Source organism: Methanobrevibacter wolinii SH, from assembly GCF_000621965.1.
In the GTDB taxonomy this organism is placed as follows: Archaea; Methanobacteriota; Methanobacteria; order Methanobacteriales; family Methanobacteriaceae; genus Methanarmilla; species Methanarmilla wolinii.
In genome coordinates, this window is the sequence record NZ_KK211375.1 from 178,729 (window position 1) to 199,230 (window position 20,502).

Consider the following 20,502-nt stretch of genomic DNA (forward strand, 5'->3'; position numbering starts at 1 on the left):
AGTAGGCTAGATGGGATTCGGACCCATGACCTCACGGTTATCAGCCGTGCGCGCTAACCAAGCTGTGCCACTAGCCTATGTATAAAAATTAATTAAATAGTACATTGTATTTTTTGTTAAATTCAATAAATACAAGTTGATATAATTTTTGGTTGTCTTTATATATAATTGTTTCGTTTTTTATATGAAAAAATAAAAAAAGTTAAGAATAAAATATTTATTCTCTATTAAGCATTTCATTAAGTGTATCTGCCATAGCATGGTCAATGATTGTGACTTTTACTTTGTCTACACCATCAACTTTTGATGCAAACTCTTTAACTTGTACTGCTACACGAGTAATACTCATACATGCAGGGTTAGTTGGTTTGATAACTACTTCAGCAACACCATCTTCAAATTTGATTGATTGGACAATACCCATTTCAATAACACTAATACCCATGTGTGGATCGAGAACAGGGTAAATTGCTTCTTTGATTTGTTCTTCTACTTCAGACATAATTTTACCTTCCATTTTTTAATAAATTTAATAAACTTTTTTCTTGTTTTTAATCTTTATATATTTATATTTAAATATATTCATATTTTTGAATATTTAATATAAATATATTTTTCTTGTTTTAATATTTTTTTACAGTAAACACTTGTTATATTTTTATAGTATATAAATTTATATCCTATTTTTTATCTTTTTTAAATTTTTTATTAAAAATTTTATTTAACTAAAAATTTTATTTTAAATTTTAATAGAATAATATTTATTCTATTTTTTTCTATGTTTTATATCTACTGCAACACCATAATTTGATTTTTCCATTTCTTCTCCACTAATTATTGCTTTTCCAGTTCCTAAAACTTCACCATTTTTAACTACTACAACTTCATCTCTAGGTAAAATGCTATGATCTGCTTTTGCAACTCCTGGAGAAAAAACAGTATTTGTTTCTAAATTAAAATCAATTTCAACTACTTTTAATCCTTCATTTGCAAGTATCTCTCCACCTGCAAGGCTTAATGTGTATAAACCAATATCTCTATTTAAAAATGCTAATTGTTTATTATTATAATAAATTATACGGTGATATCTACCTTTAGTTCTAATATCATCTGGAATTAAGTTTTCTCCACCTTCACCAAATTGATATCTTGCAATGGATCTTAATTCATGAAGCATTCTTCCATGTTTCGGCATTTTTTCATATTTTTTTAATTCCATCCTTGTATTGTATATTGAATCTGGATTAGTAGGACGATTATCTACACAAGTGTAGGTTACATCGAGTCCATCAAGATATTCTCTGCAAGTTTCTTCATAACCTCCTGAAACATTTGCAACTGCTGGTGTATCTCCAATATATTCTCTAAGTAATTCTCCTGCTTCTTTTTTTTCATCTTGACTCCAATTACCTGTAACACTTGTATCATAAGATTGTATTGGGAAAGTATTTTCCATTTCTCTTGGACAGATTCCAAAAGGTGAAGTTACTATTACTTCTTGATATCCTTTAGTTGCCCTTTTAAATTTTTGATGGGATTTTGAGTGGGAATATGGTTTTTTCATAGAACAAGGGAGAATTGCAATTACATTACCATATGGTTTCATTAATTTCATTCTTTGTCTCCATCTAACTGCTTCAGGTCTATATAATGATTCTTCACTTGAACATATTACTTTCATATTATCACATTTCTTGTCTTTTTAATATAATAATTTAATAATTCTTTTTATTATTTTCTTTAAATTTACCAATTAGTTCATAATTTAATATTTTAACTTTTCTTATTGAATCTTCAGGATTTTCTATTCTTTTTTTCCATTTATTTATAGTGTATTCAATGTCTACGAAATCAGAACCATTTAAAAGATTATCACTATGTGCAACAATTTTTTCTTCTATTGTTTCTGGTTCATAAGATTTTGGAGGTAAACCTAATTCTATAGCTTCTTTTTTGCTTATTCCTGCACCAATATGTCTTTCAATGATTTTTGCAACTTCTTCTGAATATCCATGTTCTAATGCAAGTTTTGCACCTATTACTCCATGATTAATTCCATTAGTTCGAGATCTTCCTAAATCATGTAATAGTGCTCCTTCTTTAATAAGTTCCATATTTGCATTAGGAAAATTTTTAGCAATTTGTTTAGATTTTTCATAAACTTTAATACTATGTTTTATTACCCATTCAGGACAACCTTCTTTTTTTAAAAGTTCAGTTTCATTCATTTTAATCATCGAATTATTTATTAATTCAGTATACTTATTTTAAGTTTTATATTTTATATTATTTATAATTATAAATGATTTATTTATTTTTTGAGTCTGTAGAAAACTATTTTTTATAATAATTTAAACTGTATTAATACTTAAAAATTAAATTTAAGAAATTTTATTCTAAAAATTAGAAAGATTTCAACAAAGCCTATTTTTTAAAATCAGTTTTAGTTAATTTTTTATATTAAATTCTTAGAAACTTTAAATTATTTTTCTGTTAAAATACGATGAATTAAGGGTATTTAATATTTAATAATTAAATTTAGGAAAGTTTATTCTAAAAATTAGAAGATTCTAATAAATTTATAAGTATTTATTGATTAATTTGTTATTAAAAATAGTTAATATTTATATATTTAATTTTAAGTTTTTATTTATATTAAAATAGTTTTTTTATAAAATTAGTATTAAGTTTTAAAAATAGTTAAAAATTAAGAAAAAAATTATTTATTTTTTTCAAAGTCACTTAGTATTTCTTCATATTTTTCAATATCGTCTTTTAGTTGTTTAATCATTTCACTATTATCATCTTCAATTAATTCTTCTCCGCATTCTGGACATGTAAAACCCATTTCACATGCATCTGCAAAGTCAAATCGTGTATGATAATCTGGACACTTAAAGAATAAATTATTTTCTTCATTTTCAGTAATTTCTTTAAGTTCTTTAATTATATCGTTAAGACTTTCTTCAACTTTTTTATTTACTTCTTCAGGTTCAAATTTCCAGTCATAAGTGAACCATTGGGTTTCAGGATCTTTACTTCGTTTATAACTTGCAAGTCCTGCATCATAAAGTTTGTAAAGTATTTTTCTTACAGTGTTTAATTTTATGCCAGTTTTTTCTGCAATTTCTTCATCAGTTGTAACTCCATCATTAAGATATTCAACAATTTGGATATTGTCTTTATCTTCATCCCCTTTTTTAGGTTTTTCATTTGGATTATCAATAATTGATCTTATTAACATTTCTACTAATGGGTTGTCTAGCATATAATTTCTCCATGATTTTATAGTTCATTTTTTTAAATTAGTAATTTTAAGTTTGAGTCCCCTATTTTTTTGAAAATTAGATTTTTATTAAAAAAAGAAAAACTGATTTAAAATACTAAATTTAAAAAATTTTTTATTATAATATTATCTATATTATTTTTATATTTAATAAATCTATGTATTTTAATTAATTATTATATTTTATAAATTTTTAAAATTATTTATTCTTAAAATAATTTTTCATAATTTTTAAATAAATTGATTTTATGTTTAAATTTTAAGTGAAATGTATTTTTTAAGTAGGAGGTATATTTTTTACTTATATTAATTTTATTAATTTTTTCTAATTATTACTGCAGGTGTATGAGTAATTGAGTTTAAAGTTTCAACACTAATGCTATCTTCATTACTTTCAGTATTTAATACTTTTTTAGCACTATGTATTGTTTCCATACATGTCTCAAGAGATTTTTGATATCTTTCATCTGTGTTTGCTATTTTTAATGCTTTTTCAACACTTAATTTTTTGCTTGACCCAAGAGGGGTTGAACCAACATTTTCAGATAATTGTCCTAAAGTATAACCCCATGCTCCTTTATTTGATTCAATACCTTCAATTGCAGTAGGGAGTCCTGTAAAATATTTTCCATTTCTTTTATATGTTGCATCAGTATCTATTATCATAACATTAACATTTTTATCTGTTTTATCTTTGATTTTTTTAGATAATTCTTCTGTAACTTTTTGTGGGTTTTCAGGAAGAAGGGATACATAAGTTCCAGGTGAATTACTTAAATCGATTCCTGCTTCTGAAGCTGGTTTTAATGCATGTTTCCATCCATATAAATCAAGAACAACTTGTTTATGTGCTGCAGTTTGTTTAGGTAATCTTCTAAGATTTTTAATTGTTCTTTTTTTAATCCCAAGTAAAGGTCCTAAAATATATCCCCAAAGATATTTACTCCAAAATCCTGCAAGAAATTTAGCACTTAATCCAGGTTTATATTCTGATTCGTCAACAAGTCTTCCTTGTGATACTGAAACTGGTGTTTCTGCAATTACCAAATAATCTTCATTTTCTATTAATGGATAAACTTTCTCTAAAAGTGTATCTAAACTTTCATTTGGTTTAATATAGTTAGTTTCTATAGGTATTACTCTGTAATCTTCATCGATTGTATATTTATATTCTAAACCATTATTTGTTTTGCCATATTTGTATTCTGGTTTTTTTTCTGCCATTTTATTTATAACCCTTATTTTTTTTAAAATTAATAATATAATATTTATAATCTTTTTAATTCCTTAAATTATTATTATAATATTCTTTTATAATATTATGATTTTAATTATCTTTATTGTCTAATTAAATAATATAAATTTACTTACTTAATAAAAGATAATTCAAATATTATTTAATTAATAATTATTTTTTATTTATTTTTTTATAATTTTTTTTATTTTAATTAATAAAAATGAATACTTTAAATATTATCATACCAAAATATTTATACTTATAAGAAATATAAAAATAATTATTTAATATATGTTTATCATATTTAATATTTAAATAACAAAATTGTTATAGTAAGAAATAGAATTTCTATTTTATAATATATTTCAATATAAAGCTTATTATTCAAGTTTTATTTATTATTTCATTATTCTTATATTATAAAACTATATTAATTAATTTAATGTGGGGTTTATACGTGAAATTTATAGATGATGCGATTAAAGAATCCGAACAAAGAAATGAAGATAAAAAATCTTCTACTACTATTAATTCTGATTTAGATCAAGAATTAGTAGATACAATTTCTCAAAGTAAAACTAATATTTTTGTTGTTGGTGCTGGTGGTGCTGGTAATAATACTATTTCTAGATTAAGTGAAATAGGTATTGAAGGTGCTAAAACTGTAACTGTAAATACTGATGCACAAGATTTATTTTATAGTAGATCTGATGATAAAGTCCTTTTAGGTAGAAAAACTTGTGGTGGACTTGGTGCTGGTGGAGAACCAGATATCGGTGAAGAATGTGCTGAAGAAAGTGAAGATGAGTTAAGAACTAAACTTGAAGGTGCAGATATGGTATTTGTAACTTGTGGTTTAGGTGGAGGAACTGGTACTGGTTCTGCTCCAATTATTGCAAAAATTGCTAAAAAATTAGGTGCATTAACTGTATCTGTTGTAACTTTACCATTTTCTGCTGAAGGTGTTAGAAGAAGAGAAAATGCAGAAAAAGGTTTAGAAAAATTACAAAATGCTTCTGATACTGTAATTGTTATTCCTAATGACAAATTACTTGAAGTAGCTCCTAATCTTCCTTTAAATAAAGCTTTCATGGTTTCCGATGAAATTTTAGGTAGAGCAGTTAAAGGTATCACTGAATTAATTACTAAAAAAGGATTAATCAGTCTTGATTTCGCAGATATTAGAAGTGTAATGAAAGGTTCTGGAATGGCAATGATTGGTATGGGAGAATCTGATTCTAGTGAAAGAGCTTTAGAATCTGTTCATGAAGCTTTAAGCAGTCCTTTATTAGATATTGATATTTCTGATGCTCAAGCTGCATTGGTTAACATTACAAGTAGTACTGATTTAACTTTACAAGAAGCTGAAAAAATTGTTCAAATTGTTGGAGATAAATTATCCCCTAATGCAAACATCATTTGGGGTACTCAAATTGATGAAAGTTTACAAAATACAGTTAGAACAACAGTTATTGTTTCTGGTATAAAACCATATGATTTTTCAGATAATAATTCTGATGATGAGGAATCTGAAAATGCACCCTCTGAATCAAATGAAAGTGAAGAAGATGATCCATTAAGTCAATTTATTGATGGAGTATTCTAAACTTTTTTATTATTTTTTGTTGTGATCTTACATGTCAGTTCAAGAATCATTTGATAAATTTGCTAAAGAGTCTAAAAGAGTTCTTAGAGTAGCTAGAAAACCAGATAGTGAAGAATATTTCAACTTTGCTAAAGTTACTGGTATTGGTATTATTTTAATTGGTGTTATTGGTTTTGTTATTGTTATGATAGGTCAACTCATTGGTTTATAAATTTTACTTAATTCATAATTAATTAATATCTATTATTTCTTTTAATTATTGAAACACTAATTTTTTATGGTTATTTTTAATCATAAAATATTTTATTTATTTTACTTTTTTAATTATTTTTAGGCTATTATTATTAATTTTCTAATTTTTTACTTTTTTTAATATCCTTGTCTGAAACATTTAAATACTAGTTTATAAAAATATAATAGTATTATATTAATCTAATTTTTATAATATTCTAAATTTTTTTTATAAATTTTATTCGAAATTTTAGTTATATTTTTGTTAGATTTTATAATAACTTAATCAAATCTATAATTAATTATATAGGTGGATTTTATATGGAAGATAATGAAAATTCCATTTATGCTCTCAAAACATCAGCAGGTCAAGAAAGAAATGTAGCAAGATTATTAGCTACTAGAACACGTGAAACTCAAGGTACTGATACTTATATTGGTATTGAGTCAATTATTGTTCCTGAATCTTTAAAAGGCTATATTTTAGTAGAATCATCTACTAAAATAGATATGAGAAACCCTGCAATGAAAATAAATCATTTAAGAGGGGTTGTTGAAGGAACTGGTGCTTCTAATATTATTAGTTTTGAAGAAGTTAAAAGATTCCTTAAACCAGAGCCAATTATTTCTAATATTCATAAAGGAAGTATTGTTGAGCTTATTTCAGGTCCATTTAAAGGTGAAAGAGCAAAAGTTGTACGTATAGATGAGTCTCGTGAAGAAGTAGTTCTTGAGTTAATTGAAGCTGCAGTTCCGATTCCTGTTACTGTTGAAGCAGATCAAATAAGAATCATTCAAAAGGAGGCTGACTGATGCCAAAAGACACAGTAGAGGTCCTTATTGAAGGTGGAAGTGCCACCCCAGGACCACCATTAGGCCCAGCAATTGGTCCTTTCGGTATTAATATGATGCAAGTTGTTGAGGAAATCAATGAAAAAAGTGCTGACTTTAAAGGTATGAAAGTTCCAGTAAAAATAACCATTGATAGTGAATCAAAAGAATTTGAAATTGAAATTGGTACACCTCCAACAACTTCTCTTGTTATGGAAGAACTCAATATCGATAAAGCTGCTCATGAACCTGGTACTGAAGTTGCTGCAGATTTATCTGTAGAACAAGCTTTCAAAATTGCTAGAATGAAATTCGATTCATTACTTGCAAATGATTACAAAGCAGGTACTAAAGAGGTTATGGGTACTTGTGTAACTATGGGTATTACTGTTGATGGTAAAGATCCTAGAGATGCTCAAAAAGCACTTGATGCTGGAGAATACGATAGCGTATTCGAACAATAGTTATTTTTACACTTATATTGAGATTTCTATTCAGTGTATATGATATTATAATATACTTATTATAGTTGATATACTGAATATTGTAGATTTTTATCTACTATTGTATTTAATATACAAAAAGACTAGTACTTTTATTAAAAAGTATGTTGATGTAGTCGATATTATAGATATTATTTTATTATGATTATTTTTTTATCGATTGCTCGTAACCAAAAACTCATGAACAAAGTTCATGGAGGATTTATATGACACAAGATATGATTGAAGCGGTGAAGAAGGCTAAAGAACAATCCAAGCCGAGGAACTTCACTGAGTCTATTGACATGATTATTAATGTCAAAGACTTAGATGTCAAAAAACCAGAAAATAGGTTTGAAGAAGAAGTTACTCTCCCTAATGGACGCGGTAAAGAAGTTAAAATTGGTGTTATTGCTGATGGGGAATTAACTGTTCAAGCTAAAAATGCTGGTGTAGCTCTTGTTATCAATAAAGCTGAATTGGAAGAACTTGGAAAAAACAGGAAAAAAGCTAAAAAAATGGCTAATTCCATTGATTTTTTCATAGCTCAAGCTGATATGATGCCACTTGTTGGTAGGTTTTTAGGTCCAGTACTTGGTCCTCGTAATAAAATGCCAAAACCTGTTCCAGCAAATGTTAAATTAGAACCTTTATTAGGTAAATTACAAAATACTATTAAAGTTGGTATTAAACAACAACCTTCAATTCAACTTATTATTGGAACTCAAGATATGGCTGACGAGCAAATAGCTGAAAATATTGAAGCTGTTCTTGCAATCTTAGACCGCCACTTAGAAAAAGGTAGAAAACAAATTAAATCCATGTTTATTAAAACAACTATGGGTTCAGTAGTGAGGGTGATTTGATGGCTCACGTTGCTGAATGGAAAAAAGAAGAAGTTAAAGAGATTGAAGACTTAATTAATTCTTATGATGTTGTTGGTGTAGTTGATTTATTAAATATTCCAGCTAGACAACTTCAAGAAATGAGAAAAAGTCTTTCTAATCACGCAGTCATAAGATTATCTAAGAAAAATCTTATTAATTTAGCTTTTGAAGATTGCAATAAATCTAAAGAAAACATTGTAAATCTTTCTGAATTCTTAACAGGACAACCTGCATTAATTTTCACTGATATGAATCCTTTCAGATTATATAAAATCTTAGAGGATAATAAAACTGATGCTCCTGCTAAAGCAGGTAGTGTTGCTAGTGAAGATATTGTTGTACCTAAAGGTGATACTGGTTTTGAACCAGGTCCATTCTTAGGTGAGTTACAACAAATTGGTGCTCCTGCTAAAATTGATAAAGGAAAAATTGTAGTTGATAAAGACTCTGTTGTTGTAGAAGCTGGAGAAGTTGTTTCTCAACAAATCGCTGGAGTTTTAACTAGATTAGGTATTAAACCTATGGAAGTTGGTATTGATTTACATGCTGTTTATGAAGAAGGATCTGTTTATAAAGCAGATGTTCTTGCAATAGATGAAGAAGAAACTATTGCTAAAGTACAAGATGCATATATTAAAGCATTTAATTTATCTGTCTTCGCTGGTATACCTACTAAAGAAACTATTTCAACTATGATTGGTACTGCTCACAGTAAATCTGTTAATCTCGCTGTTGAGGCAGGAATACTCAACTCTGATACTTCCGATATTATCATAGGTTTAGCTAATGGTAAAATGTTAGCTTTAGCTTCTAAATTATCTGATGATGCATTAGATGATGAATTATCTGATAAATTAGCTAATGCAGCTACTGCTGCTCCTGTAGCTACTGAAGATGAAGAAGCTCCTGAAGAAGAGGAAGAAGAAGAGGAAGAAGATGCTGAAGAAGAAGCTGCAGCAGGTTTAGGCGCTCTCTTTGGTTAATCATATTATTAAAAATTTTTATTGTTTTAAATTAAACCTAAATACATTTTAAGAAAAAATATTGGTGATAACATGGAATATATATATGCGGCAATGATTTTGCATACTGTTGGTAACGAAATTAATGAAGAAAACGTAACTAAAATTCTCGAAGCAGCTGGTGTAGATGTAGATGAATCTAGAGTAAAAGCTTTAATCGCAGCTTTAGAAGATGTCGATATTGACGAAGCTATTGAAACTTCTGCAATCGCAGCAGCTCCTGCAGCTGCAGCAGCTCCTGCAGCAGCAGCTGAAGAAGAGGAAGAAGAAGAGGAAGAAGAAGAATCTGAAGAAGAAGCTGAAGAAGAAGCAGCAGCTGGATTAGGTGCTTTATTCGGATAAGCGTATTTTTCACTTTCTTTATTTTTTCTAAGAGTAAAATTAGTTTTAAAACTAATTTCTCTTATCTTTTTTGTGTAGTTTTTTTTATTGGTTAATTTTGTTGTTCTTGCTTTTGTCTATTTTTTGTTTTAATTTTCTTTTAATTTCTTTTTGTCTAGTTTTTATTTTTACTTTGTTTTTATTAGCTTTTTTTATAGTATTAAAATTTTGCTCTTTTAAAAATTTAAATTATTAAAATTAGTATATTTAATAAATTCTTTTAAATAATCTGCTTTTTAATGAATTTTTAGAATTGTTTTTTCTGTTTTTTTAATTTTATTTTAATAATCACATGTTTTTTATTATACTGTTTTTTTTTAATTTTATTTTAATAATCACATATTTTTTATTATATTTCTTTAAACTTTTTATTCTAAATTAATTTATTTTGTATTTTTTATTTAGTTTATTTTATTTCTTAATTTTTATTTTAACTTAAGTTATTTCTATTATTTTTTAAATTTAATTTATATGACTTTTTTAGAAATATTTATTTTATAGAATATTGTTTAAAATTTCTATTTTTATAATTAAATATTAAATATTAAAAAGAGAAATATAATAATATTATGAAATCTTAGATAATTTTTTAATTATTTATTATCATTTTTTTTTTAAAAATTATTTTTTTTAGTGGATATAATGGAAATATTTGATAAATTAGGATATAAGAAATATACATGTAAAAAATGTGGTCATGATTTTTATTCACAAGTTGAAAGAGATACCTGTGGGGATGCTCCATGTGATGAATATGAATTTATTGGAAATCCTGCTACAAGTAAACCATATGATTTATATGAAATTCAAAAAACATTTAGAGAATTTTTAGAAAGTGAAGGACATACTGCAATACCCCGTTACCCAATTCTTGCAAAAAGATGGAGGGATGATGTATTTTTAGTAGGTGCTTCTATATTCTGTTTCCAACCATGGATTACTTCTGGTATAGTTGAACCTCCTGCAAATCCTTTAGAAATTGCACAACCATCTATTAGACTTAATGATGTAGATAATGTTGGAAGAACTGGTAGACATATGACTTGTTTTACAATGGGTTCACATACTGTAATTAATAAACCAGATCATTTTATTTATTGGGAAGATAGATGTATTGAATTATGTCATAACTTTTTTAAAAGTATTGGAATTGATACTAAAGAGGTTACTTTTATTCCATCTTGGTGGCAAGGTGGAGGTAATGAAGGTCCTTGTTATGAAGTATGTTGTAGGGGAGTAGAACTTGCTACTCTTGTTTTTATGCAATATAAAACCTTAGAAAATGGTGAAAAAGAAGAAATACCTATTAAAGTTGTAGATACTGGTTATGGTCTTGAACGTATTGCATGGATTTCTCAAGGAACTCCAACTGCTTATGATGCATGTTTTGCACCAGTTATTGAAGAACTTAAAAAAATAACTAATGTAAAAGTTAATGAAGAAGTTTTAGCAGAAAGTGCTAGAGTTGCAGGTTTAATGGATATTGAAAACTTTGCAGATTTAAGAGCTTTAAGACAACAAGTTGCAGATAAATTAAATATTTCAATGGATGAACTTCTTGAATCTTCTGAACCTATGGAAGCAATATATATTATTGCAGATCATACTCGTTGTTTATCATTTATGTTAGCTGATGGTATTATTCCTTCAAATGTTAAAGAGGGTTATCTTGCAAGACTTATATTAAGAAGAACTATTCGTTTTATGAAACAATTAAATATGAAAGAATCATTATCTGATGTTATGAAAATACAATTAAATTTCTTAAAAGATTTTTATCCAGAAATCAGTGATTCTCAAGAACATATTATGAATGTTGTAAATCTTGAAGAAGAAAGATATGCTAAAACTATTCAAAAAGGTAAAAAAACAGTTAAAAGAACAATTAAAAATCTTAAAAAACAAGGAAAAACTGAAATGCCTTTAGATGATTTAATTGGTTTATATGATGCTCAAGGAATGCCTCCAGAAGTAGTTAAAGAACTTGCAGGTGATGATTTTAATGTAAATATTCCTGATAATTTCTTTACTATTGTTGCAGATATGCATGAAAAAGAAGACACTCCAGCTAAAAAAGAATATCATTTTGATTACCCTGAAACTGATTTATTATTCTATAAAGATTTATATATGAAAGAATTTGAAGGAAAAGTTTTAGGTGTTGAATTAAAAGAAGGTAAACTTAATGTTATTTTAGATAGAACAATATTTTATCCAGAAGGTGGAGGTCAACCATCTGATTTAGGATACCTTAAAATCAATGGTAAAGTATATGAAATAGCATATGCTGAAAAAATTAATAATATTGTTTTACATCAAATTAAAACTGATAAAGATACTGACTTAAAAGCATTAGAAGCAGAACTTAATTCACTTATTGATATGACTGCTAAAGGTGAAATTGATTGGGAAAGAAGAATTTCTCTTGCAAGACATCATACTGCAACTCATCTTGTTGTAGCTGCTGCTAAAAAAGTTCTTGGTAATCATATATGGCAAGCTGGTGCACAAAAAGGTGTTGAAAGATCCCGTATTGATTTATCTCACTATAAACGTATATCTCAAGAAGAGCTTGATAAAATTGAGGAAATTGCTAATTCCTATGTAATGGATAATGTTGAACTTGATATTAATTGGCTTTCAAGAGATGAAGCAGATAGAAGATATGGTTTAACTTTATATCAAGGAGGTGTAGTACCTGGTAATAGTATTCGTGTTGTAAAAATACCTGGTATTGATGTTCAGGCTTGTGCAGGTACTCATGTACCTAAAACTGGTGATGTTGGTATGATTAAAATCCATAAAACTGAAAGAGTTCAAGATGGTGTTGAAAGGATTGAATATTCTGCAGGTATTGCAGCTGTAAAATCTATTCAAAAAGATAAAGAACTTTTAAGAAATAGTGCTAACACCTTTAAAGTAACTCCTGAACAACTTCCAAAAACATGTAATAGATTCTTTACAGAGTGGAAACAATATAAAAATGAGATTAATAAACTTAAAGATGAAATTGCTTCTTTAAAAATTTCTACATTATTAAATGATGTTGAAGAAGTAAATAATATTAAAATATTAAAAGAGATTATTGATGGAGATATTAAAGATCTTCAAAATATTGCAACTGACTTTACTGATAATGGTAATGCTGATATTGTAATTATTGGAAATAATGAAGGAAAAATAGTTGGTGCAGCATCAGATAAGGCTATTAAAAATGGTATTAAAATTAATGATATCATTAAAGAATCAGCTAAATTACTTGGTGGTGGAGGAGGAGGTCGTCCAACTCTAGCTCAAGGTGCAGGACCTAAATTTGAAAAAATGGAAGATGCTTTAAATAAAGCATATTCTTTAATTCAATAATTACTCTTTTTTTCTTTTTTTATAAATTTAATTTATTTTTTATTATTTTGTAAATTATAAATATAATGATTGTTATATTCTTATTAAGTAATAATTCTAAATTATATTTTAAAAATTGATTATTACAATATTTATTAATTAAAAGTTTTTTTATAAATATAATTTATATAAAAAATTTTCTATAATTTATTTATAATTTTATTTTGGAGAGATATTATGGATTATGGTTTAATACTTATTAGATATGGTGAATTAGCACTTAAAAGTGATAAAGTACGAAGTAGGTTTGAAAGAAAACTTGTTAAAAATATTTCTGCTTCAATTGATGGAGAAATTACGAGAACACGTGGAAGAATATTTATTGAACCTAAAAATTTTGATTATGCTTTAGAAAAATTAGATAAGATTTTTGGAATTGTTTCATATTCTCCAGTTAAAAAAACAGAAACTGATAAAGAAAAAATTAAAGAAACTTTAACAGAATATACTAAACATCTTATTGATGAAGGAATTCTTAATGAAAATAAAACTTTTGGTATAAGATGTAGACGTGTTGGTAATCATGATTTTACTTCACAAGAAATGGCAGCATATTGTGGTTCTGTTGTTATTGATACAATTCCTCTTAAAGTAGATTTAACAAATCCTGATGTTGAAATATTTGTAGAAGTAAGAGAAAATAATACATATATTTTCCATGAAAAAATTGATGGACCAGGTGGACTTCCTCTTGGATCTCAAGGAAAAGTTATTTGTCTTATTTCTAGTGGAATTGATTCTCCTGTAGCAACTTATTTAATGATGAAAAGAGGGTGTGAAGTCATTGCACTTCATTTTGATAATAATCCTTATACAACACCTCAATGTAAAGCAAATTTTAATGATTTGATTGATGTATTAGAAGAATATGCTTCAGGTGTACCAATTAAAAGATATGCTATTCCTTATGGACATTATCTTCAAGAATGTAAATCTAAAGGTCCTGAAAAAATGACTTGTGTTTTATGTAAATCTGGCATGTATAAAACAGCTGAAAAACTTGCAAAAAAATTAGGTGCCTTAGCTATTGTTGATGGTAGTAGTGTAGGACAAGTTGCATCTCAAACACTTAAGAATATTCTTGCTACACGTTATGGTGTTGGGGTACCTATTTTAAGTCCTTTAATTGGTATGGATAAATTAGAAACAAGTAAAATTGCTGAAGAAATTGGTACTTTTGAAATTTCTAAAAGGGATGATGGTGGTTGTAAAGCAGTACCTAAGTATCCTGAAACTTATGCAGAATTAGATCGTCTTGAAGAAGCTAAAAAAGCAGTTTGTCAAGATGAAGAATTAAATAATGCTATTAAAAATATTGAAAGAATTAAATAATAATATTTAAATTCTATTTTCAATATATTTAATTTCTATATTTTTAGTACTATAATTTTGAAGTTTTTTATTGACTTTGTTGAAATCATTCTAATTTTAAAATAAGTTTTTTTAAATTAAATTTTTAGGTATTAATACTGTTTAAATTATTATAAAAAATTAGGATTTCAGCAGATTCATTCTATTTTAATTTTATAATTAATTTTAATTTAATAATTCTTCTATTTTTTTTATCTTGTTTATTGAATTTATCTAAAATTTAAAATTAAGTTTTTACTTAAAATTATAATATTTTAATTTCTATATTTTTTATATTTTATTAATTTGACTTATTTAAACAATATTTAATAATTTAGAATCAATTAAGAAAGTTAATTATAAAATTAGATGATTTTAACAAAGTTTTTTTATTAAGAATTTTTCTGTTTTTTCTTCCTACATTTTTATTATTTTCTTTAATTTTTTTCAATTTATTAAAATTTTCGTTTTTTGTCCGTACATTTTTATTATTTTGTTTAATATTTTTTAAAATTAATGGTAATATTTATAATACTTTAATTACAAATTATAAACTATAAAAATAAATTTTTAAAATTTTGTTTATAATTTAATTTTATTTATTTTTATTATTTTTAAATTTAAAGTTTTTTTATTAAAATTATATTTTGGTTAATATTTTTAAAGTATGTTTTTCAAATTTATAGAAATTTAATTATTTTAGAAAGTTTGTAAGAAATAATATCTGATTTTTTATTCTTATTAATTTTTACTATAACTTTTTATTAATTAAATAACATTGTTATTTTTATGTATTTTTAATTTTATATTTTAAAATTCATTTTTAGAAAAAATCAAAAGGTGAAATAATGTTAAGTGAATTATTAACAATGTTTGCAACTCAATCTGATTTTTTCTTAGGATTAACAATTGAACATTTGGAAATTTCTGTAATTGCTATTATTATGGCTATTATTATTGGTCTTGGTCTTGGTATTACTGTAAGTGAATATCCTAGGAATAAATGGATTCTAACTGTTGTTAACATTATTTATACAATTCCTTCTATTGCATTATTTGGTTTTCTAATTCCTGTTGCTGGAGTTGGAGATACTAATGCAATTATTGCTCTTACTGTTTATGGTCTTTTACCTATGGTAAGAAATACATATACTGGTATTAAAACAATTAATCCTGAGATTATTGAAGCTGCTAAGGGTATGGGTAGTACAGATAGGCAGATTTTATTTAAAATTAAATTACCTTTAGCTTTACCTCATATAATGTCTGCTATTCGTAATATGACTGTTATGACTATTGCTCTTGCAGGTATTGCATCTTTTATTGGAGCTGGAGGTTTAGGAGTAGCTATTTATCGTGGAATAACTACAAATAATATAACTCTTGTAGTTGCTGGAAGTATTTTAATTTCTATATTAGCTATTGGTATTGATTTAATATTAGCGGGTATTGAAAAAGTTACTGCTATTGGTCATTCTAGACGAAAAATAGGTAATTTCTTTAGAAATAAAAAAGTTATTGCAGTTATTATAATTATTATTCTAGCTTTAGGTTCTTATGAAATCTATGATAATTTTGGCCATGATACTATTCATCTTGCATCAAAATCTTTTACTGAACAATATATTATGGGTTATATGTTAGAAGAATTAATTGAACATGATACTAATTATAAAGTAGATTATAGTAGTGGTGTTTCTGGAGGATCACCAACGATTCAGAGAGGTATGGAAAAAGGCGAATTTGATGTTTATTCTGAATATACTGGTGTAGCTTGGATGGTTATATTGAAAAATCCTGGATTATATAATGAATCTATGTTTAATACTTTAAAATCACAGTATAAAGATAGGTACAATGAAACATGGTTAAACACTTATGGATTTTCTAATTCATATGCAATTGCAGTACCTACTAGTCTTGCTAAAAAGTATAATCTTAAAACTATTTCAGATTTAGTTCCAATTTCTAATCAATTAACTTTTGGTGCAGAATCTGATTATTTCTCAAGAGCAGATGGTTATGATAATTTAACTAAGACTTATGGTTTAAATTTTAAAGATACTATGGATTTAGATGTAAGTCTTAAATATGATGCAGTTAAACAGGGAAAAATTGATGTTGTAGAGGTATATACTACTGATGGAAGATTATATAATTCAAATCTCACATTATTAGAAGATGATAAGCATTTCTTCCCTTCATATTATTGTTGTCCAGTTATTAGTGGTAAAACTTTAGCAAAACATCCTGATTTAATTCCAGTACTTAGTAAATTATCTGGAAAAATATCAACTAAAGATATGATGTATATGAATTATCAAGTAGATGTAGAGAAAAAAGATCCTAAAAATGTTGCTCATCAATTTTTAGTATCTAGAGGATTAGTTTAGGAAGTGTTGATATGACTGATAATATAATTGAATTTCATAATATTTCTAAATCATATGGGGATAATGTAATTATTCCTAATTTAAATTTAAATATTGAAAAAGGAGATTTTTTAACAGTTATTGGTAGTTCAGGTTGTGGTAAAACAACTATGCTTAAAATGATTAATCGTTTAATATATCCAGATAAGGGTGAAATTTTTATTGATGGAAAAAATATTAAAGATATAGATGTTGTAGAATTAAGACGTCATATTGGATATTCTATTCAAGGAAATATGTTATTTCCACATCTTACAATAGCTGAAAATGTTTATTATGTTCCTGATTTAATTCGTGAAGATGATAAAAAATATAAAAAGAATAAAACTATAGAAAGTGATGAATCATATAATAAACATAAAAAAGAAAAACTTTCTATATTAATGAATCATGTAGGTTTAGATGATTCATATCTTAATAGATTCCCTAATGAATTATCTGGTGGTCAACAACAAAGAGTAGGTATTGCAAGAGCAATTGCTGCAGAACCTAAATTATTACTCATGGATGAACCTTTTGGTGCTATTGATGAAATTACTCGTTCTCAACTTCAAAAACAACTTAAACAAATTTATAATCAATTTCATCAAACTATTATTTTTGTAACTCATGATATTGGGGAAGCACTATTCTTAGGTCAACACGTTTTAGTAATGAATAATGGAGTAATCGACCAATATGGTACTCCTGCAGATATTTTAAATAACCCTGCCACTGAATTTGTTGAGAAATTATGTGAAAGAACAAAGGTTCTTATTGGTAAAAAGAATAATGAAATTTAACTTTTCTTATTTGAAGGAATGAAAGTTTTTATTTGTAAAATAAATAATGAAATATTAACTTTCTTCTTTTTTATAATTTTTAATAGTTTTTGGATTTTCTTGTAATATGAAATATTATTTATCTTAAATAAATTTGAAAAATTCAAATTTTTTAAATAAAATATATTTTTTAAGAGAGTTTAATATCTTCTTTTTTTTATTCAATTTTTTTTATTTAATATTAAACATATATTTTTAAATTTTTAATCAAATCATTAATTATATACTTAGTTTATATCTGTTTATATACAAGTTAAATAATTTTAATATAATTTTATCTTAATTTTTTTTGCTATAATTTATTAAAAAACATAATTATTAAATATTATTTTATTTAAAAATAATATTGTTTAATATATTAAGAATTTGAGCAATAGCTTAAAATATATTATTAACTTTATATTGACTTATGGGGGTTAAGGTTTACTTAATTTATCTTAAGTTAATAACATTAATATTGAGGTGTCTTATTTGAAAACAACTATTAGTGTAATTAAAGCTGATATTGGTAGTGTCTCAGGACACTGTGTTTCTCATCCTGAATTGATGGAGAAATGTGAAGAAGTATTAAGCAATGCTGTTGAAGAATCCATTATTAATGATTTTTATATCTCCCGTTGTGGGGATGATATTGATCTTATAATGAGTCATAGAAATGGTGAACTTAATGAAGAAGTTCACAGAGTAGCATATAATGCATTTATGGAAGCAACTAAAATTGCTCGTGACATGAAATTATATGGTGCAGGTCAAGATTTATTATCTGACACTTTCTCAGGTAATATTAAAGGTATGGGTCCAGGTATTGCTGAAATGGAATTTAAAGAAAGACCAAGTGATCCTATTATAGTATACTGCTGTGATAAAACTGAACCAGGTGCATTTAACTTACCTATTTATAAAATGTTTGCTGATCCATTTAACACAGCTGGACTTGTTATTGATCCTAAATTACATGATGGATTTAAATTTGAAGTTTATGATGTAATTGAAAATAAAAAAGTTATTTTAAACTGTCCTGAAGAACTTTATGATTTACTTGCTTTAATTGGTTCTACTGGAAGATATGTAATTAAAAGAGTTTGGAAGAAAAATGGTGAAATTGCAGCTTCAATAAGTACTGAAAGATTAAACTTAATGGCTGGAGAATATGTTGGTAAAGATGATCCTGCAGCTATTGTACGTGCTCAATCAGGATTCCCTGCAGCAGGTGAATGTAATGAAGCATTTGCATTCCCACACATGGTAAGTGGATGGATGAGAGGTTCTCATAATGGTCCTTTAATGCCTGTTTCAGAAGTTTATGCAAATCCTGTAAGATTTGATGGACCTCCTAGAGTAATTGGTTTAGGTTTCCAAGTTGCTGATGCTCAATTAATTGGACCTGTAGATATCTTTGATGATCCTGCATATGATGAAACTAGACAATTAGCTTCTAAAGCTGCAAGTTACATTAGAAGACATGGTCCTTTCGAACCACACAGATTACCTAGTGAAGAAATGGAATACACTTCTTTACCTGGTGTTATGAAAAAACTTGAACCTAGATTTGAAGATATGGATGATTAAATTCATCTTTATCTTTTTTTAATTTACTTATTTTTGCTTATTTTTCTGTTTTTATGATTTTTTTTAAGATAATTTAATTTGCTTATTTTTTAATATTTTTTTTTATTTAGAGGAATTTAAGATGAAATGTTTTGTAATAAATGGTAGTCCAAGACGTAAAAATACTTGGTCTATGGTAAAAGAAGTAGAGAATGTCATGTCTAGTTTAGGTGATGTTGAATTTGATGAAATTCATCTTAAAAACATGAAAATTCCATTTTGTAATGGTTGTTTTAATTGTATACTAAATGGTGAAGATAAATGTCCAAATTTTGATATTATAAAAGATATTGCTAGAAAATTTGAAGAATCTGATTGTATTATTCTTTCTTCTCCAGTATATGTTCTTGGACCAACAGGTCTTATGAAAAATTTACTTGATCATTTTGCATATTATTATCATAGGCCAAGACTTTTTAATAAAAAAGCATTGGTCTTAGTCTCAACACAAGGTTCTGGTATGAAAGATGTAGAGAATTATTTGAAAAAATCATTATATAATTTTGGTGTAAATAAAGTTTATACTTGCTCTTTTAGATTTGGAGGTAAGGATAAACTAGATAGTAAAATGAAAAAAAGTTTAGATAATGTAGCTTCTAATTTTTTTATGGATGTTTCTTCTAAAAAATTACATAGTCCTAGTTTTTATCAAGTAAGAAATTATTCAATGTGGAGAGCTATGGCTCATAATAAAACGATTTTAATTGATAGTAAATTTTGGATTGAAAATGGTATGGAAGATAAGATTTTTGCTCCTGGAATTCCTATGAATATATTAAAAAAACTCTATGCTAAATTAATATTTATATTTTTTAATAGTTTATTTTCATAGTTGTATTTAATTAAATAAGTTTCTATTAATATTTTTATTTTCTAATATTAGATTATGTATATGAATTCATATTAAATCTATTTTTTTATTGAAA

18 protein-coding genes and 1 tRNA gene are annotated in these 20,502 nt (G+C 26.1%); 13 read left to right on the top strand and 6 right to left on the bottom strand.

Annotated elements, in window-relative coordinates:
* Positions 1-2: 2 nt before the first annotated feature.
* The 6 genes from T523_RS04515 to T523_RS04540 form a co-directional block, all read right to left on the bottom strand.
* A tRNA-Ile gene (locus T523_RS04515) sits at positions 3-77 on the bottom strand.
* Between the two features lie 140 nt (positions 78-217).
* Positions 218-502 carry an iron-sulfur cluster assembly protein gene (locus tag T523_RS04520; protein WP_042707730.1) on the bottom strand — a complete coding sequence of 95 codons (285 nt, stop codon included), beginning with the start codon at positions 500-502 and terminating at the stop codon, positions 218-220.
* Between the two features lie 264 nt (positions 503-766).
* Entirely contained in the window at positions 767-1,681 is a 915-nt protein-coding gene (locus T523_RS04525) for a DUF5591 domain-containing protein (RefSeq protein ID WP_042707731.1), read from the bottom strand.
* A gap of 34 nt (positions 1,682-1,715) precedes the next feature.
* A complete protein-coding gene (locus tag T523_RS04530) occupies positions 1,716-2,228 on the bottom strand; it encodes a TIGR00295 family protein (protein WP_042707732.1) in 513 nt (170 codons plus the stop codon).
* A 491-nt stretch (positions 2,229-2,719) separates the two neighbouring features.
* Entirely contained in the window at positions 2,720-3,268 is a 549-nt protein-coding gene (gene tfe / locus T523_RS04535; RefSeq protein WP_042707733.1) for a transcription factor E, read from the bottom strand.
* 333 nt (positions 3,269-3,601) lie between these two features.
* Positions 3,602-4,510: a coenzyme F420-0:L-glutamate ligase gene (locus tag T523_RS04540; RefSeq protein WP_052334641.1), complete on the bottom strand. Its 909-nt coding sequence runs from the start codon at positions 4,508-4,510 to the stop codon at positions 3,602-3,604.
* 470 nt (positions 4,511-4,980) lie between these two features.
* Here T523_RS04540 and ftsZ point away from each other — a divergent pair, with 470 nt between their 5' ends.
* The 13 genes from ftsZ (at position 4,981) to T523_RS08750 (ending at position 20,408) form a co-directional block, all read left to right on the top strand.
* Positions 4,981-6,129, top strand: coding sequence for a cell division protein FtsZ (ftsZ, locus tag T523_RS04545; RefSeq protein ID WP_198016028.1), 1,149 nt, complete (start codon positions 4,981-4,983; stop codon positions 6,127-6,129).
* A 31-nt stretch (positions 6,130-6,160) separates the two neighbouring features.
* On the top strand, positions 6,161-6,340 hold the full coding sequence (locus tag T523_RS04550) for a protein translocase SEC61 complex subunit gamma (protein WP_042707735.1): 180 nt from the start codon (positions 6,161-6,163) through the stop codon (positions 6,338-6,340).
* Positions 6,341-6,681: 341 nt separating this feature from the next.
* On the top strand, positions 6,682-7,173 hold the full coding sequence (locus tag T523_RS04555) for a transcription elongation factor Spt5 (RefSeq protein WP_042707736.1): 492 nt from the start codon (positions 6,682-6,684) through the stop codon (positions 7,171-7,173).
* Entirely contained in the window at positions 7,173-7,655 is a 483-nt protein-coding gene (locus tag T523_RS04560) for a 50S ribosomal protein L11 (protein WP_042707737.1), read from the top strand. Before T523_RS04555 ends, T523_RS04560 begins: the two co-directional genes overlap by 1 nt.
* Before the next feature lie 245 nt (positions 7,656-7,900).
* Positions 7,901-8,539 carry a 50S ribosomal protein L1 gene (locus T523_RS04565; protein ID WP_042707738.1) on the top strand — a complete coding sequence of 213 codons (639 nt, stop codon included), beginning with the start codon at positions 7,901-7,903 and terminating at the stop codon, positions 8,537-8,539.
* Positions 8,539-9,543: a 50S ribosomal protein L10 gene (locus T523_RS04570; protein WP_042707739.1), complete on the top strand. Its 1,005-nt coding sequence runs from the start codon at positions 8,539-8,541 to the stop codon at positions 9,541-9,543. Before T523_RS04565 ends, T523_RS04570 begins: the two co-directional genes overlap by 1 nt.
* Positions 9,544-9,615: 72 nt before the next feature.
* Entirely contained in the window at positions 9,616-9,924 is a 309-nt protein-coding gene (gene rpl12p / locus T523_RS04575; RefSeq protein ID WP_042707740.1) for a 50S ribosomal protein P1, read from the top strand.
* Between the two features lie 681 nt (positions 9,925-10,605).
* A complete protein-coding gene (gene alaS / locus T523_RS04580; RefSeq protein WP_042707741.1) occupies positions 10,606-13,326 on the top strand; it encodes an alanine--tRNA ligase in 2,721 nt (906 codons plus the stop codon).
* A gap of 216 nt (positions 13,327-13,542) precedes the next feature.
* Entirely contained in the window at positions 13,543-14,697 is a 1,155-nt protein-coding gene (thiI, locus tag T523_RS04585; RefSeq protein ID WP_042707742.1) for a tRNA uracil 4-sulfurtransferase ThiI, read from the top strand.
* Positions 14,698-15,563: 866 nt separating this feature from the next.
* Entirely contained in the window at positions 15,564-17,108 is a 1,545-nt protein-coding gene (locus T523_RS04590) for an ABC transporter permease/substrate-binding protein (protein WP_042707743.1), read from the top strand.
* Positions 17,109-17,119: 11 nt separating this feature from the next.
* Complete coding sequence (locus T523_RS04595) at positions 17,120-17,929, top strand: ATP-binding cassette domain-containing protein (protein WP_042707744.1); 810 nt, start codon at positions 17,120-17,122, stop codon at positions 17,927-17,929.
* A gap of 510 nt (positions 17,930-18,439) precedes the next feature.
* Entirely contained in the window at positions 18,440-19,537 is a 1,098-nt protein-coding gene (gene fbp, locus T523_RS04600) for a fructose-1,6-bisphosphate aldolase/phosphatase (protein ID WP_042707745.1), read from the top strand.
* 121 nt (positions 19,538-19,658) lie between these two features.
* On the top strand, positions 19,659-20,408 hold the full coding sequence (locus T523_RS08750; protein WP_052334642.1) for a flavodoxin family protein: 750 nt from the start codon (positions 19,659-19,661) through the stop codon (positions 20,406-20,408).
* Positions 20,409-20,502: the final 94 nt, after the last annotated feature.